Here is a 15564-nt window from a genome sequence, read left to right as displayed (position 1 = left end):
ATGAAAGTTCTGATCGATATATGTCATCCCGCTCATTTTCATTTTTTCAAAAAGCCTATTGATATCTTGGAAAGTCTCGGCCATGAGGTTGTGATTACCAGTCGCGACAAGGAAGTGGCAATCAAGCTCATTGAGGAGAGTGGGAGGGAACACCAATGTCTTTATCATAATGTCGGAGAAGGTATTTGGGGCCTAGCAACAGAGTTGCTAGGCAGAAACTTTGCGCTTTATCGATATATTCGTAAAGAAAAACCGGATGTAATGGCGGCAATTGGGGGAATTTTCGTTGCTCAAGTTGGGGCGTTCACTAGGATTCCGTCCATCGCTTTCTACGATACGGAAAATGCTAAACTACAGAACTTATTTACTTATCCATTTGCCTCGGTCGTATCTGTTCCTGATTGTTATCAAGGGCGAGTCCCTCCCCACACAGACCGTTATAAGGGCTATCATGAGCTGTCATATTTGCATCCGGATTCTTTTGAGGCTTCTCGAGAGATCGCTGTTGATAGCGGATTGAGCCCAACTGGCGATACCTTCCTAATAAGGGTGGTTTCCTGGAAAGCAAATCATGATATAGGTGAAGAAGGGTGGAGCCAAGAGCTTTTGGAAAAAGTAGTGATTTTCTTGTCACAGCGAGGAAAGGTTATTGTCTCCTCTGAGGGGCCATTACCAGAAAAGCTTGAACGTTTCGCATATTTGGGCAACCCCTCAAACCTGCACCATGTAATGGCATTTTGCCGGCTGTTTGTGGGGGAGAGTGCAACTATGGCGTCTGAATCAGTTGTATTGGGAGTACCCGCGATCTATGCGGCAAACACTGGGCGTGGATATTGTGATGAGCAAGAGCATAAGTACGGTCTACTGCGGAACCTAAGGACACTTGATTTTAAAGAACTCGAGACATTAATAAGAGAGCTTTTGTTAATTGATGACAATGAAGTGAAACGTAGGTGGCAGAGCATGTTGGATAATATGATCGATGTCCCAAACCATGTGGTCAACTTGATATTGCAGGCTGGAGAAAATATTAGTGAACTAAGGCGGGAGCTAAATCATGCCCGACGATAAAAGGGGGGTGGAAGTTTCAGTTATTATCCCAGTATATAATGCAGAAAAAGACCTCCCTGACCTTTTCATATCCATTGCTAACCAATCTTTCGATCAAGAAAAATTTGAGTTAATTTTCGTTGATAACGGTTCATCGGATAGCTCTTTGGAGCTTTTGAAGTCATTTGAAGCTCAGTGGGAAGGCCGCTCAAAGATTGTGTTAGAGCATCTAATAGCCGGTTCGTACGCCGCAAGGAATAAAGGGTTGAGAGTAGCAGAAGGCCGGTTTGTAGTATTTACCGATGCAGATTGCCTACCAAGACCTAACTGGTTAAAGAACATTGTGTCATTCTTGTCGTCACACCCTCCCGATACGGTAGGGGGCGGGGAAGTGGAGTTATTCGCTCAAAACTCAACGCAGCCGACTGCGGTTGAAAAGTTTGAAATCATTTTTGGCTTCCCTCAGGCCTTAAACATCGAACGACGAGGTTATTCTGTAACAGCAAATCTTTTTTCTCACCGGGAAGTATTTGAGAAAGTAGGCTTGTTTGATGCGCGACTACGCTCAAAAGGTGACTATGAGTGGTGCCAAAGAGCAACGTTGGCAGGTTGTCGTTTGCTCTTTGTTCGCAATGTCCAGGTACAACACTCTGCTCGTAGCTCCTTGAGAGAACTAGTGACTAAAACTCGGCGTGTAACAGGAGGTCAGACTGTTCTGAAAGGATTAAATAATACTCAGCCAAAAATCGAAAGCATGAGTGTTTTAAAGCAAATAAAAATGGTTATTGAAAATAAAAGATTTTCATCAGCGGTTGATAAAATTCAGATTTTGCTTGTAGCAGCACTGGTTTTTACAGCCAAAGCTATTGAAAAGGTTCGCTTGGGACTTGGTGGATCTGCTGAACGGCGATAATAAAAATATTTTTTTAACTTATTGATCATTAATGAAATCGACTCTGGCCTTAAAGCAATAAATGCAACTCAATTTTTGTTAATTGCTTGCTTAACCGAATTATTATTTATAAGTTTTTTGAATTATGCTTAGTCAAATAAAAGAACTTTATGCTCTTCTTACAAGCGACCAACGTAGGAAGCTTCTCCGACTACAGGTGTTGGTAGTTTTAATGTCGTTTTCAGAAATTGCAAGCGTCGCCTCTATTGGCCCGTTTATGGCAATAGTGGGTGATATTACGCAACTCTATGGAAACGGCTATATAGCCAAGGCTTATCAAGCAAGCGGGGTTGGAGAACCTTACGAATTTTTAGTGTTGATTGGGATAATTATTCTATTTATTCTTCTTTTTACTGCAGCATTGTCAATGTTTACCATTTGGCGTTTATCGATGTATGGAGCAAGAGTTGGTGCGGATCTAGGTAGTAGGCTCTATCGTTATTATATGTATCGTCCATGGATGTTTCATGTTGAGAATAGTAGCGATTTGCTTACGAGTCGCATAGCTCAGGAAACACAAAGGGTTACTAATCAAGTTATAAACCCATTGATGCATATGAATGCAAAGTTCGTCATGGCGACCTTTATGGCAACGGCCATGTTTTTTTATAATCCTTTTGTCGCTTTGTTGCTGTTGGCGTTGTTCACAGTTTCCTATGTGACGTTGTTCAGTATTGTTCGAAGGAAATTAGGAAGTAATGGTAGAAAAATTAGCGACTCCCAACAAATGCGTTACAAGTTATTAGCTGAAGGGTTTGGGGGTATCAAGGATATTTTGCTACTCGGGCGCCAAAGGCATTTTACAGAGCAGTTTGAAAAGGAATCTCGAAAATTTGCGATTTCTGTAGGTAGCAACCAAACATTGTGGCAAGCACCTCGCTATGCATTGGAGTTGGTAGCATTTGGTAGTGCAATAATTTTGATTCTTTATCTCCTTGTTGCATATAAGGGAGACACTGGAAAAATTCTTCCTTTACTTTCTGTTTACGCCTTGGCCGGATTAAAAATACTGCCTGCGTTCCAACAAGTCTACTCGAGCTTGTCTCAAATAAAAGGAAATGTTTCAGCGTTAAGATCCATAAAAAGTGATTTAGCAGCAGCTAGAAAAATTGTGAGTTCATCAAAAGATCTCTACTATAGACTTACTCCAAAGGCAGAGATCAAGCTAGATCATATTGTGTTTCAATATCCTAATAAAATGGAAGCAGCGCTCAACGAGATTAATATCACTATTCCTGTGAACAGGATAGTTGGTATTGTTGGCGCCTCTGGATCAGGGAAGTCAACGCTAATAGATCTGTTACTTGGCTTGATTCAGCCAAGTGAAGGTTCATTTCTGATCGATGGAAAGCTTCTAACGGGAGTTGAGGTTAAGGCTTGGCAAAATAGCGTAGGGTTCGTGCCCCAATCGATTTTCTTGTCCAACGGATCGGTATGGGAGAACGTAGCATTTGGAGTTCCGATCTCAGAAATAGATCAGCAAAAAGTTATACGTGCTTTAGAGCTATCTCATCTAAGCGATTTAATTTCTACTCTTCCCCAAGGGTTGGATACTATCGTTGGGGAAAGAGGGGTTTTTCTTTCAGGAGGGCAGCGTCAACGGATAGGTATTGCCCGAGCACTGTATCAAAATCCCGATATATTGGTATTAGACGAGGCCACTAGTGCGCTTGATGGCATTTCGGAAAAATTGGTAATGGATTCAATACATAGAATCTCTGGGCAGAAAACTATAATAATAGTCGCGCACAGATTGGCGACTATCAAAGAGTGCGATGTGATTTTTTTACTGGATAAAGGGCGTGTATTGGACAGTGGTACCTTTGATGAGCTTTCAGAAAGAAATGCTATTTTCAAAGAAATGGCCAATCGAACGTAAATATGAGTAAAATCAGAGGAAGGAGCTGAGTCATGCAAATGCGACAACTTAAGATCGCGGTGGTTTCTGGCCGATATCCTGCTACCCCTCTATTTTCATATGAGAATCACAAAGCATACTGTGATAAATGGGGGCTTTATTATATCAACTGTTCATGGCCTGGTAGGCATTCCAGTAAGTTCTTCAACAAAATTGAATATGTATTAGAGTATATTGATTTATTTGATTACATATTCTGGATGGATGATGATGCATTTTTTGTTGATTTTAGCTTTGATCTAACGAATTACCTGCCTAAGGGTGATAGTTTTTTAAGTATTTGTTCAAGTCCTTCATATAAGAAAATAAAAACTTACGTGAGCTCTGGGCAGTTTTTTATTAAATGTGACAATTTGGGAAAAGAGTTTCTTCAAGATGTATATAATTCAGATCGGGTTGAGGTAAAAGAGTGGTGGGGCAATAATGAGCGCGAGGTTGGCTACTACACCGATGGTGACCAGGATGTAATGGTCTACCATTTGAGGGTTAATGAGAAATACAGCCATTATTTTGATCTACATGACTACACCGATTTCAATTGTAGACTGGAAGACCTCTTCAATAATACTAAAAAGATCTTTCTTGTACATTTCGCCGGAGCTACCGGATCTAAAAAAGCCGAGTGTCAAAAGGCAGCAAAGATTCTTAATCGGCGCGAGAATTTGATTCCTGGAAATGAGTCCTTTGGCTTCAATGATAGCGTAAATGATGGACGACCTAATCTACTTTTTGTCTTTTATAAATGGCTTAGGTCTCGGATAAAATTCCGGGTTTCGTAATTAGGGCAACAAATTATATGGGCGGTGTTAATTTCTATGGTTACTGTAGTAAATTGGAATCCACGCAGGAAGCTATTTAGAAAAAAGCCCTGGTCTTATATTCCCTTATACAAAAGACCTAATAATTTTGGTGATCTTATAGGCCCAGTTGTCGTTGACGGAATGCTTAGGGCGTTGGAGTTATCTCCTAAGCAAGGAGTGAGAGGGGACCAAAGACTGCTGACCGTAGGCTCTATACTTCACTTGGCTCAAAGTGGGGACGTCATATGGGGAAGTGGTGTTAATGGGAAAATACCTGATAGACGTCACCGGTTTTCAGAGATTGATGTGAGAGCAGTACGTGGACCTTTAACTAGGGACTTTCTCCTCAAGAGGTCTATCCCATGTCCGGAAATTTTCGGAGACCCGGGTATTCTTTTAGTTAAGTTTTATTCTGAGTTGTTTGGTGTTCCTGATGACAAAGAGTATGACCTAACTATCATCCCAAACTTGAACGATTATGATATTTGGAAGGGTGTTAAAGAGGTAGTTGATCCAACTTCAGGACTAGATGGTATTGCTCGTCGTATAGCTAGCAGTCGGTTTGTTGTAGGGACGTCATTACACGCTATAGTTTTAGCTGAGTCGATGGGTGTACCCGCACGGCTACTACCGAGTCCCAATGAATCGGATTTTAAATACGAAGATTATTACTTGGGAACTGGGCGAGGGGGGTATCGCATAGCAAATAGTATTAGCCAGGCCTTAGATTTGGGAGGCGAACCTAGCTACGATGTATCTGAAGTAAGTGATCGACTTATAGGCGCCTTCCCAAAAGATCTTTGGCTTTAACGGGAAGGTTTTGAGGTTTTAAATTATAGCTGTAATTTAAGGGCTAATATTAAGATGCTTCCAGCGATTAAGTATAGACCGGAAATTGACGGATTGAGAGCAATTTCTGTTGCTTCCGTCGTTTTTTATCATGCTGGATTTGATGTTCTTTCCGGTGGCTATTTGGGAGTTGATGTTTTTTTTGTGATAAGCGGTTTTTTGATTACATCAATAATAATTAAAGAGTTTCAGGAAGATTGTTTTACTCTTGTTAGCTTTTACGAACGTCGCGCGCGCAGAATTATTCCCGCCTTAATTCTGGTTGCTAGCGTCTGTATCCCATTCTCAATAATATTAATGCTTCCGGATGAGTTTTTTTTATTTTCTAAGGGATTGGTTTCGGTTGCAACGTTTAGCTCCAATATCCTATTTTGGCTCGAAGAGGACTACTTTTCTCCAAATGTAGAGCTTAACCCGTTAATTCATACGTGGAGTCTTGGTGTCGAGGAGCAGTTTTATTTACTATATCCGCTAGTATTTTTATTAGTCTGGAGACACCGTCCTAGCTTAGTAAAGTTAATCGTAATTTTTTTTACCATTATTAGTTTCGTTCTGGCCGAGTATATATATTCGTTTGATCAAAGCGCCGCTTTCTATTTGTTTCCAGCTAGAGCTTGGGAGCTTGGGGTTGGTTGCATATGTGCATTTTTTTTCTGTGAGGGGAAGGTTCGGGCGAACGGTTTCTTGGCATCGCTTGGCTTTGTCTTTATCATAGCTTCAATATTCATGTATGATAAATACACCCCTTTCCCGTCATATTATACTTTGTTGCCAGTAGTGGGCGCAGCATGCATTTTATGTTTTGCGTCACACGATAATTTGGTTGGTCGGATTCTTTCGCTAGGTATCATTACTAAAATTGGATTGATTAGTTTTAGTATATATCTTTGGCATCAACCTGTTTTTGCATTTGTTAGGATTTATAATCCGGATTTCTTAGGCGGTGCGAATAGTTTAATATTGATAGCATTTGTTTTTCTATTGTCATATTTAAGCTACTTATATGTCGAAAAGCCTTTTAGGGTTGGAGGCTTAGGTTTATCCCTTATGACCCGAGATGTTTTTGTTTTTTCTACATTAGCGGCATTAGTCTTGATCAGTATTGGCGTTGTAGGATTAACCACTAACGGTCTTCCACAACGGTATGGGAGTGTGATTAACAAAATCGCTGCTTCGGCTGATGATAGGTCCAAATATCACCATTGTCAGTCTCATCCTGGTGATGTTGTACCTGAAAATAATTTGTGTATTTTGGGAGAGCCAAATAATACTAAGATTGCGCTGCTAGGCGACTCGCATTCCGCTGCAATTAGTCAAGCTCTTGCGGATGCAGCTGGTAAAGCAGGTGTTGGAATTATCATGCGATCATATTCAGGTTGTTTTCCCGCCTCTCAACTTAAGCAAAGGGAAGAGAGAAATTGTCATGAGGTTAATGAGAACAACTATCGATACGTTGTTCGTAAGGGTATTGACACTGTAATAATATCGGCTCGTTGGGCCTTATATTACCATGATACTAGATATAATAACGGCGAAGGCGGAGTTGGGTACGGTCGAATACTGGATATCGGGCCACTTAATGGGGAGTTTTCGTCGGTAGAAGATAAAAAACTAGCTATACTCAATTCCTACAAGGCTACAGTAAGCCGCTTTTTGGATTCTGGTGTTAACGTTATTTTGTTATGGGATGTCCCAGAAGCAGGTTGGGACGTGCCACAGTATCTCTCGCGATTTTACCAAAAAAATGGGGCCTTATACCCGGATACAGGTTCCGTAAGTTTTAGTCGCTACCTTAGTAGAGTGAGAGATATTGTTGAAGTTTTTGAAACAATAAGCAGCCATGTTGATGGCGCAAAACTTGTGCATGTTAAGCCATCGGATCTTTTATGTAATACGGATGTTCCCGGCCGATGCATTGTTCATAGAAATGGTAAGCTATTGTATTTTGATAGTAACCACTTAACGAACTATGGAGCTAAAGATATTGCAGATAAAGTTATATACGAATTTTTAGATTTATAAGAAGGTTTTTATATTATTTTGACATTCTAGGGGTATGGTTTGAAAAAGGTTCTATACGTCCCGTCTCCTTCTGAGGCTGTCGAGAACAAGTATACAAAGATAATGTATGGCTTTCTTGGCCTATTAGATGATGTCTCCATTTTCGTCCTCCCCAAAGGAAGGTTGAATAAATTACTGTTTCTTATACGGTCGATGACAGTTGATCGTTTTTCTTATGTTATTATTAATTGGCATGAAAATTTGATGGCCAAAAATGGGAAGATTTATTTCCTGGGTGTCTTAAAATTTTTTGTCCTATTTTTTGTTTTTAGAATGTCTTCTCGCAGAATTATTTATGTTCGCCATAATTTCTATCCGCATGGGATGCGAGGGTTATCAAAGCATGTGGCGTCCCGTTTTTCTGATATTATCGAAGCTTGGTCAACCATTAAAGTTTGTCATTCGCCCCATTTGGTTGAAAAAGGTTACAGTTATGTCCCTCATCCATTGTATCCTGTTTCCGAAAGTGATTGTCGGTTTGGGCCGGAACATCAACAGGATTATTTTGTTGTGTTTGGATCAATTGATAGATATAAAAAGATAGAATATATTCTAGAAGTTTGGCCGCCTAACATTTGTTTGGTTATTGCAGGCGTATCTAAGGACGACTCTTATCTTTCTTTTCTTAAAGAGTTAGCTAAGGATAAAGATGTGAAGTTTTACTCAGAATACCTGCCTGAGACGGTTGCACAAGGTTTACTTAAAAAATCCCGAGGGTTGATTTTGCCACACCAAAGTGATGAGATGATTGTTAGTGGAAGTTTTTTCTACGCGGCATCTGTTGGAGTTTCCACCTTTGCGTTGGATTCGCCTTTTCTATCATGGATGCAGAACGTCGAACATTTTAGTGGGATAAAGGTTTTTGATAACGAAGAGGGGTTAGTAAAGTATTTGGGACAACTTACAGGTGGTGGTAGAACCTCTGAAGGATCCCGTATAAGGTTTGAGGCAAATAAAATGTTTGGAAAATCAAAAGTGCTCGAATCATGGAATAAATTACTAATAATCCGCTGATTACCGCCCGATTTCCTGCTGAATTGTTTTCAATTCGGAATGAACTGTGTGGGCGCAATGGGGTTCTACCCCGTTTCCACGGACGGTTTTAAAACGGTGGACAGCTTCCGGTCCTGAGCAGCAACTCTACGCCGCATCCTGGGATTATGGAACCGTTCGATGTAATCGAATACGTCAGCCCTTGCCTCATCCAGGGTTCGATAGCGTCGGTGATGGACACGCTCGCGCTTGAGTATCCCGAAGAAGCCCTCGCAGGCCGCATTGTCTCCACAGTGCCCGACCGCGCTCATGCTACTTACAACACGATTGCTGCCAAGGAAGCGTTGATAATCGCCACTGGTGAATTGACTGCCGCGATCTGAATGCAGAATGACAGGCACTTTTCCCTGACGCTGCCAGACAGCCATCTCAACCGCTCTGATGACCATATGGCGATCCTGGCGATGATGCATCGACCAGCCCACCACCAGTTTGCTAAACAGATCCAGAACCACACACAGGAAGAGCTTTCCTTCCTGAGTCGGTATTTCAGTGATATCGGTAACCCATTTAGTGTCCGGCTCCAGCGCTGAGAAGTTCCGCTCCAGATGATTCTGGATGCCGGGTGGTCGGTAGGATGGTCGGCCAGCGCGGCCTCGCTTCTTTCTGGGCCAGCCCTGGATGCCATGCTTTGCCATCAGACGAGCCACTCGATTCAGGCTGACGGACGCGCCTTCAGCGACCAGATCCTCATGCATACGTGGCGAGCCAATCATGCCTCCGCTGTCGTCGTGAATCTCTCGGATACGGACCAACAGAAGCTGATTCGTACTCGACCTGACGGACTGTGGGCGGGACACCCAAGCGTAATAGCCACTGGGTGACACCTTCAGACATCGACACATCAAGCGTATTGGGAAATGACTGCGACAATGCTGAATCGCCTGATACCTCAGGACGACTCCTTTGCGAAGAACACTGCCGCTTCGCGCAAAAAATCACGCTCCTTCTTCACGCGGGCGAGCTCCCGCTTGAGGCGGGCGACCTCTTCATCCCTGGGCGAACCAGAACCCTTGAAGGCCTTATCGGTCTCGGCATCGGCTTCTCTACGCCAACGAGACAGTAGATTGGGATTGATGCCTATCTCCAAGGCCACCTGCCGACAACTGATGCCAGGCTGACGAGTCAGAGCGATGGCTTCGCGTTTGAATTCTGGGCTATATTTTCTGCGTTTGGTCATGAACACTCCTTTGGCATATTGTGCCTCTTTTTAGAAGTGTCCGCAGTAACGGGGTAGAACCCAGTTCGCTCAAATTTCATCGCTATGGAGTAATCGATCCTAATTGAAGATGTGCTCGATAGTTAGCACTTTTCTTGTTGAAGGCTATGCTTGGGTTTGAGTCTAGGTCGTGTAGCGATCTTCAAGAAGCTACGAGTAGCTTTTCATTGATCTGCTGGGGTCAACCTTCAACTCCAACATGCGGTAAGGGGTTGTTTCACTGCGAAAGTTAGGTTGACTAAAGTCAAATGTTAGGCTCCTCGTATACTAGCTATTCAGTTCGCAGGGCGTGCTGTGATAATGAGCCGGGAGTGTAACGTATGAGGTCTCAGCGCCATAATGTGCTCAGCAGGTTGGGTAGAGCCTGTTTATCGATTGTAGCTGCAAGTTCGTTTCTTACCGCCTGCTCCAACAACAGCAGCGGCTCCAGCTCCATCACTCCCGAGGGCACTTCCGAAGGCATCGCCTACGACGGCTACCTGTTCAGGGCGCTGGTCTGTATCGACAGGGATCTGGATAAAGTGTGTGACGCCGCTGAACCGTCTGACGTTACCAGAGCTGGCGGTGTCTTCGAGATCGATGACCTGACAGATGCGGAACTCCAATGGCCCCTGATTCTGGAGCCGACCGAGGACACGGTGGACGAGGACGGCAACACGCAAGTCGATGACAACCTCAAGTTCACCGCTCCGCCTGGCAGCCAGGCGATCAGCGCGCTGTCCACCATCATTCAGTCACGAATAGAGTCTGCCTTGGCGGCCGGCTCGACCGCCTCGCTGGCAACGCTCAGGCAGCAGGCAAACAGTCAGCTGGCCCAGGAACTCGATGCAGGTAGTATCAACCTCACCAACTTTGACCCCATCGCCACCAAAACGTCTGGCCTGGCGGACAACGTTACCCGGGAACTGGCGGCAAAAATACACCTGGTTAACCAGATCCTCACCGAACAGATCATCATACTGAAGCCCCAGGCCGAGTCCCTGGCCCCTGACAACCCCAGAGCGGCGTTCGGTGCGGTGATCAAAAAGCTCAATGCTGCGGCGGTCAAGAATGCGGTGGATAACGACCTTCGGGTATTTGCCATAGAGGACAGGATTGTTGCCACACGGAATCAGATCGTAAGTGATTCAACGCCCTCGGTGCCGACCTTGCTGGAAATCCAGGAGCAAGCAGCCGAAGACGAGTTGGCTGAAGACGCCTACCGGCAGCGGGTGAACGACGACCCCACCGGCGGCACCGGCACCAGCGGCGGTTCGGGAACCGAGTGATACAAAAGGGTGTGGGCCCGAACTATTGATTTCCCGGCAAGGATAGCGGGCATCTCCAGGGACGGAGGTGCCATCGGCCGGCGTTCCGGTGTTATCATGGCGCCAATCTCCATAGCCAACCAGAGCAGGACGCCGACCTTCATGGAATACCAATCGCTCCTCCAGGATGTCATCCGCATTGCCGATCAAGCCAGCCAGAAGGTGATGGACATCTACCGGTCCGACTTCAAGGTGGAATACAAGGCCGATGAATCCCCCATCACCGCCGCAGACCTGGCCTCCCACAGGGTGATCGTCGAGGGCTTGCGCAACCTCAGCCACGACATCCCCATTCTCTCCGAAGAGGCGGCCAGTGCCCCCTGGAGTGAGCGCCGTCGTTGGCACCGGTTCTGGCTGGTGGACCCCATCGATGGCACCAAGGACTTCACCCAGCGCACCGGCGAGTTCACCGTCAACATCGCCCTGGTGGAGCACGGCGAGCCGGTACTGGGCGTGGTCACCGCGCCAGCCCTCAAGGAAGCCTATTGGGGCGTGAAAGGCCAGGGCGCCTGGAAGCGGGACCGCACGGGCCGCGTCCGCCGCATCAGTGTGGTGGTGCCCAAGGCCGAGAAACGCATTGTGGCCAGCAAGAATCACCTGAACGACGAAACCCGCGCCTTCATCGAGAAGATCGGCGAGCACCAGTTGGTACAGGCCGGCAGTTCCCTCAAGTTCTGCAAAATTGCCGAAGGCCATGCGGACATCTACCCACGCCTGGGCCCCACCTGCGAGTGGGACACCGGAGCCGCCCATGCGGTGCTCGCCGCCGCCGGTGGCAAGGTGGAAACCCTAGACGGCCAGCCCCTGCGCTATGGCAAGGAAGACGTGCTCAACCCCTACTTCGTCGCCTCCGCCAAGTGGTATCGATGAGTTGGTACGTGCTTCAGCATAAGCCGGCCCAGGGCGACCGCGCCCTGGACCACCTGCAACGGCAAGACATCCCCTGTTTCTACCCCAAGGTCAAGGTGGAGAAGGTACGTGCCGGCAAGCGGGTGAGCCGGTTGGAGCCCCTATTTGCCGGCTACTTGTTCGTGCACCTGCACCAGGATGACCCACGCTGGGCCAAGCTGCGCTCGACACGAGGCGTGCTCCGGGTGGTCGGCTTTGGCAATCAGCCCGCGGCAATCGGCGACGAGGTGATCCAGCGGTTAAAGCAGGGGCTCTCCCTGGTGGAGGAGCAGGGCGGCATCCGCGCCGGCCAGCCCGTTGAGCTGGACGACGGCCCCTTCCGGGGCTTGTCAGCGGTGTTCCAGGCCTTTGACGGCGATGAGCGGGCCATCGTGCTCATTGAGTTCATGCAGAAACAACAGCGGGTGACCGTGCCGGTTACCACCCTTCGGCCAAAGTTATAAGCCTAATTTATGGACGAATGGGCTAAACGCACGCGATTTAACAGCATTTGACGGGTAATTTGCGGCAATCGAACGGCCCAGGCTGGCCTGAAGCTTGCTCGTAACAATCCGTCAGGTAGAATTGCGTCACAACTTCGCAATTGGTTTGTTGCAATTTGGTTCAAGCCAAGATCTAGCACCTGACAGGGATCCGTCGGGGAAGGCTCGTCCTGCCCAACAACCCTGCCTGAAAAAGTTCTATTGTCTATGACCTCAAAACACTGGGCCCTGGTTAGTGGGGCGGTAGCGTGCCTGAAGGCGGCCGCCATTGGCGGGGTTCTGCTTGGCCCCGAGAGTACACAAGCCGAGCCTTTCACTCGGGAGTTGGCGTTTCCCGGCTACAGCGGTTTCCTGAACGTTCCCTCCTCCACGGTGCTCCCGCGGGGGCAGGCAGACGTCCAGTGGTCCGACCAGGGGTTCGTAAACGGACGTTATAGGTACAATCAGAACGTCTCCGGCGCCTTCGGCGTGTTTCCTTACGTTGAGGTCGGTGGCCGGGTGATCTGGGATGAAACCCATAGCAACTGTTACACCGAGGGCTGCGGCATTCGCGACCTCTCCGCCAACGTAAAGCTGCAAGTTCCTCTCATTCCTCAAGACTGGTTTACCCTGGCGGCGGGCATCCAGGATCTGGGCGGGGAAACCGACGACTTTGAAGCGGTCTACCTTGCTGCCGGACGCCAATTTGGCCCGCTGGAAGTCACGCTGGGCTATGGGGACCCCAAGTCGACCGTGCCCAGGTACCTGGACGGTGCGTTTGGTGCGGTCTCGTTCAAGCCATTTCCCTGGCTCAACTTTATGGCCGAGCATGATAGCCAGGACTTCCGGGTCGGGGCCGGAGTGACCTCGCCGCAAGGCTGGTTGCCCGGCGGGCTTCAGGTAAAGGGCAAGGTCATGGCCTATGATCGCGGCGAATACGCAGATGATCGCCGCTTCGCCTCCATCGGAATCAGCATTCCGTTTGGCAATGCGGGCACACGACCCCAGTTGGCGCAGGGGGCACCAGGACCGGGCCCAGTCCCCGGTCGCGAGTCACCGGCTTCCGCAAGTACAGGACTGTCTGCACGCCCGACAGCCCTGGAGCAAAAGCCGACCGAAGCCAACACCTCAACCCATAATACGGATGTGGCCCGTATTATGGGCGTGCAACTGGTGGAAGCCGGTTACGAACGGGTGAGTACTGCCAGCGTGGGCGATACGTTGCACGTGCGCTGGGAGAACAATCTGTACAACCGGGATGAGCGGGATGCGCTGTACGACGTCGTTCGGCGGGCACAGTCGGTCTCCGGCGCTCATAAGCAGGTTCAGCTTACCCTGTTGAACCAGGCCATCCCCGTGGTTAGCCGAACGGTATCGCTGGAGGGAGAGGACGCGCTTTACACCCTGGGTGCGGCGTTCGCCCCGGGCGGGATCCTGCAGCGTGGTAACGAGCCGGAACCGGACTGGCAATTTGAGGGCAGCTACGGCCCAACCTGGAAGCCGCGCCTGACCTTCAGGCCCAACATCAGCTCCGGGGTGGCCACCGAATACGGGGTGTGGGATGCATCCGTTGCCCTGGGGACCGAGCTGTCTGCCTCCCTGTGGCCTGGGGCCTTGGTCTCCGCCAGTTACAACGCCGAGTTCTACAGCAGCGAAGACTTTGAGCGCGGTGGCGTGTTCTACAACGATCGCCAGCGCACCGACCTGATCGAGGCGGAGATCCAGCAGACCCTTCGCCTGCTGCCGTGGGCCTACACCGCTGTTCATGCCGGCCGCTACGCCTTCGACTACCGGGGTGTGCTGAATGAAACCATGGTCCTCACCCCGGGAGGGCATCACAGCCTGGCCTTTGTGGGCGGCTACTTCCGCCATCAGGATCTGGATGACTTCACCCGCCGCCAGGCCCTGGCGCGCTACTCCTACTACAACCCCAACTGGGATGTGCAACTGGATGTCTACGGCGGCCAGTTCTTCGCCGAAGACACCGGCGTGCGGGTGGACAGCCGCTTCTGGTTCGGTGACTACGCCCTGACATTGCAGTACAAGAACACCGACGCTGAGTTTGTCAGCCTGGGCTGGGTGATCCCGCTGACGCCTGTAAAAGACCGTCAATTCAAATACCTGCAGTTGCAGGGAGATGCCGACTGGTCGTACAGTGTGCAAACCCGCATCAATGAGGACAAAAACATCACCAGCTTTGGTGGAGCGGCCATCGTTCAATCGGCCAACCCGCTTCGGGAGGTGTACTTTAACCGGGGAAGACTTTCCAATCACTGAGCGTTCAACGCTGCATGTTGTTGCCTTTTCAGCCTGAATGCCTATAGTGGCCAAAGCCAGCGGAGCGCTTTGTCCGGCAACGTGCATGGCTGTACAACCTCATGACACAAAAGCAAAAACAAACCGGCCAACTGGCCAATGAATGGAACTGAGATCACCAGGAGCGAGAGGAAAACCATGACTCAATATTCAAAAGGAAGCATCAAGCACAAGCTGGCCGCCATTGCGGTAGTGTCTGCCGCCGCCGCATTCACCGGCTGTTCCAACAACAGCAGCTCAAGCTCTTCCACCCCGGAAGGTAGCTCCGCAGGGGTTACCTATGACGGGTACCTGGTCGGCGCCCTGGTCTGCGTAGACCGCAACCTGAACAAGGCCTGCGACGACGGCGAACCGAACACCATTACCGAGGAAGGTGGTGAGTTCCAGATCGACAACCTCAGCGATGCCGATCTCCAATACCCGCTGGTGATGGAAACCACCGCCAGCACCATCGACGAAGACACCTTCCAGGCCGTCGGCGCCGGCTTGACCTACCTGGCCCCCGCCGGCAGTAAGGCCGTGAGCGGTTTCTCCACCATCATCCAGTCCAAGATCGAACAGGCCCTGGCTGCAGGCTCCACCGCCTCCCTGGCGGAGCTGAAGAAGCAGGCTGCCGACGAGCTGGCCGATGAACTGGGCGTGAGCGGTGTCGATTTGACCGACTATGAC

At 48.6% G+C, this 15564-nt stretch carries 13 protein-coding genes; 12 read left to right on the top strand and 1 reads right to left on the bottom strand.

Annotated elements, in window-relative coordinates:
- From R3175_RS11555 to R3175_RS11525, 7 genes are all read left to right on the top strand, one after another.
- Positions 1-1071 (top strand): DUF354 domain-containing protein, encoded by a 1071-nt coding sequence (locus R3175_RS11555; protein ID WP_318944433.1) that lies wholly within the window; start codon positions 1-3, stop codon positions 1069-1071.
- Positions 1058-1963, top strand: coding sequence for a glycosyltransferase (locus tag R3175_RS11550; protein WP_318944432.1), 906 nt, complete (start codon positions 1058-1060; stop codon positions 1961-1963). The genes R3175_RS11555 and R3175_RS11550 overlap by 14 nt, the downstream gene beginning before the upstream one ends.
- A gap of 211 nt (positions 1964-2174) precedes the next feature.
- Positions 2175-3881 carry an ABC transporter ATP-binding protein gene (locus tag R3175_RS11545; RefSeq protein ID WP_318944431.1) on the top strand — a complete coding sequence of 569 codons (1707 nt, stop codon included), beginning with the start codon at positions 2175-2177 and terminating at the stop codon, positions 3879-3881.
- A 32-nt stretch (positions 3882-3913) separates the two neighbouring features.
- Positions 3914-4699: a hypothetical protein gene (locus tag R3175_RS11540; RefSeq protein WP_318944430.1), complete on the top strand. Its 786-nt coding sequence runs from the start codon at positions 3914-3916 to the stop codon at positions 4697-4699.
- A 36-nt stretch (positions 4700-4735) separates the two neighbouring features.
- Entirely contained in the window at positions 4736-5530 is a 795-nt protein-coding gene (locus R3175_RS11535; protein WP_318944429.1) for a polysaccharide pyruvyl transferase family protein, read from the top strand.
- Between the two features lie 54 nt (positions 5531-5584).
- Positions 5585-7591 (top strand): acyltransferase family protein, encoded by a 2007-nt coding sequence (locus tag R3175_RS11530; protein WP_318944428.1) that lies wholly within the window; start codon positions 5585-5587, stop codon positions 7589-7591.
- A 39-nt stretch (positions 7592-7630) separates the two neighbouring features.
- Entirely contained in the window at positions 7631-8644 is a 1014-nt protein-coding gene (locus R3175_RS11525) for a hypothetical protein (protein ID WP_318944427.1), read from the top strand.
- A 65-nt stretch (positions 8645-8709) separates the two neighbouring features.
- Here the strand turns inward: R3175_RS11525 and R3175_RS11520 are convergent.
- A protein-coding gene (locus R3175_RS11520; protein WP_318944426.1) for an IS3 family transposase occupies positions 8710-9863 on the bottom strand; the annotation gives its coding sequence in 2 pieces (ribosomal slippage) (positions 8710-9623 and positions 9623-9863; 1155 coding nt in all).
- Between the two features lie 359 nt (positions 9864-10222).
- Here R3175_RS11520 and R3175_RS11515 point away from each other — a divergent pair.
- From R3175_RS11515 to R3175_RS11495, 5 genes are all read left to right on the top strand, one after another.
- Complete coding sequence (locus tag R3175_RS11515; RefSeq protein WP_318944425.1) at positions 10223-11170, top strand: hypothetical protein; 948 nt, start codon at positions 10223-10225, stop codon at positions 11168-11170.
- 141 nt (positions 11171-11311) lie between these two features.
- The gene (cysQ, locus tag R3175_RS11510) at positions 11312-12079 is read left to right on the top strand and encodes a 3'(2'),5'-bisphosphate nucleotidase CysQ (protein ID WP_318944424.1); all 768 of its coding nucleotides are present in this window, start codon (positions 11312-11314) and stop codon (positions 12077-12079) included.
- A complete protein-coding gene (gene rfaH / locus R3175_RS11505) occupies positions 12076-12561 on the top strand; it encodes a transcription/translation regulatory transformer protein RfaH (RefSeq protein ID WP_318944423.1) in 486 nt (161 codons plus the stop codon). Before cysQ ends, rfaH begins: the two co-directional genes overlap by 4 nt.
- A gap of 246 nt (positions 12562-12807) precedes the next feature.
- The gene (locus tag R3175_RS11500) at positions 12808-14856 is read left to right on the top strand and encodes a YjbH domain-containing protein (RefSeq protein ID WP_318944422.1); all 2049 of its coding nucleotides are present in this window, start codon (positions 12808-12810) and stop codon (positions 14854-14856) included.
- A 177-nt stretch (positions 14857-15033) separates the two neighbouring features.
- Positions 15034-15564 (top strand): hypothetical protein (locus R3175_RS11495; protein WP_318944421.1); only part of this gene is annotated, 531 nt, incomplete at its 3' end.

Source organism: Marinobacter sp., from assembly GCF_033722735.1.
In the GTDB taxonomy this organism is placed as follows: Bacteria; Pseudomonadota; Gammaproteobacteria; order Pseudomonadales; family Oleiphilaceae; genus Marinobacter.
Note: the sequence above shows the minus strand (reverse complement) of the source record. Positions and strands in the feature narration are given on the sequence as shown.

What these genes read in the sequence shown, in the direction of transcription:
- R3175_RS11555 (WP_318944433.1), top strand. Translation starts at nt 1, where the DNA reads ATGAAAGTTCTGATCGATATATGTCATCCCGCTCATTTTCATTTTTTC.
- R3175_RS11550 (WP_318944432.1), top strand. Translation starts at nt 1,058, where the DNA reads ATGCCCGACGATAAAAGGGGGGTGGAAGTTTCAGTTATTATCCCAGTA.
- R3175_RS11545 (WP_318944431.1), top strand. Translation starts at nt 2,175, where the DNA reads ATGTCGTTTTCAGAAATTGCAAGCGTCGCCTCTATTGGCCCGTTTATG.
- R3175_RS11540 (WP_318944430.1), top strand. Translation starts at nt 3,914, where the DNA reads ATGCAAATGCGACAACTTAAGATCGCGGTGGTTTCTGGCCGATATCCT.
- R3175_RS11535 (WP_318944429.1), top strand. Translation starts at nt 4,736, where the DNA reads ATGGTTACTGTAGTAAATTGGAATCCACGCAGGAAGCTATTTAGAAAA.
- R3175_RS11530 (WP_318944428.1), top strand. Translation starts at nt 5,585, where the DNA reads ATGCTTCCAGCGATTAAGTATAGACCGGAAATTGACGGATTGAGAGCA.
- R3175_RS11515 (WP_318944425.1), top strand. Translation starts at nt 10,223, where the DNA reads ATGAGGTCTCAGCGCCATAATGTGCTCAGCAGGTTGGGTAGAGCCTGT.
- cysQ (WP_318944424.1), top strand. Translation starts at nt 11,312, where the DNA reads ATGGAATACCAATCGCTCCTCCAGGATGTCATCCGCATTGCCGATCAA.
- rfaH (WP_318944423.1), top strand. Translation starts at nt 12,076, where the DNA reads ATGAGTTGGTACGTGCTTCAGCATAAGCCGGCCCAGGGCGACCGCGCC.
- R3175_RS11500 (WP_318944422.1), top strand. Translation starts at nt 12,808, where the DNA reads ATGACCTCAAAACACTGGGCCCTGGTTAGTGGGGCGGTAGCGTGCCTG.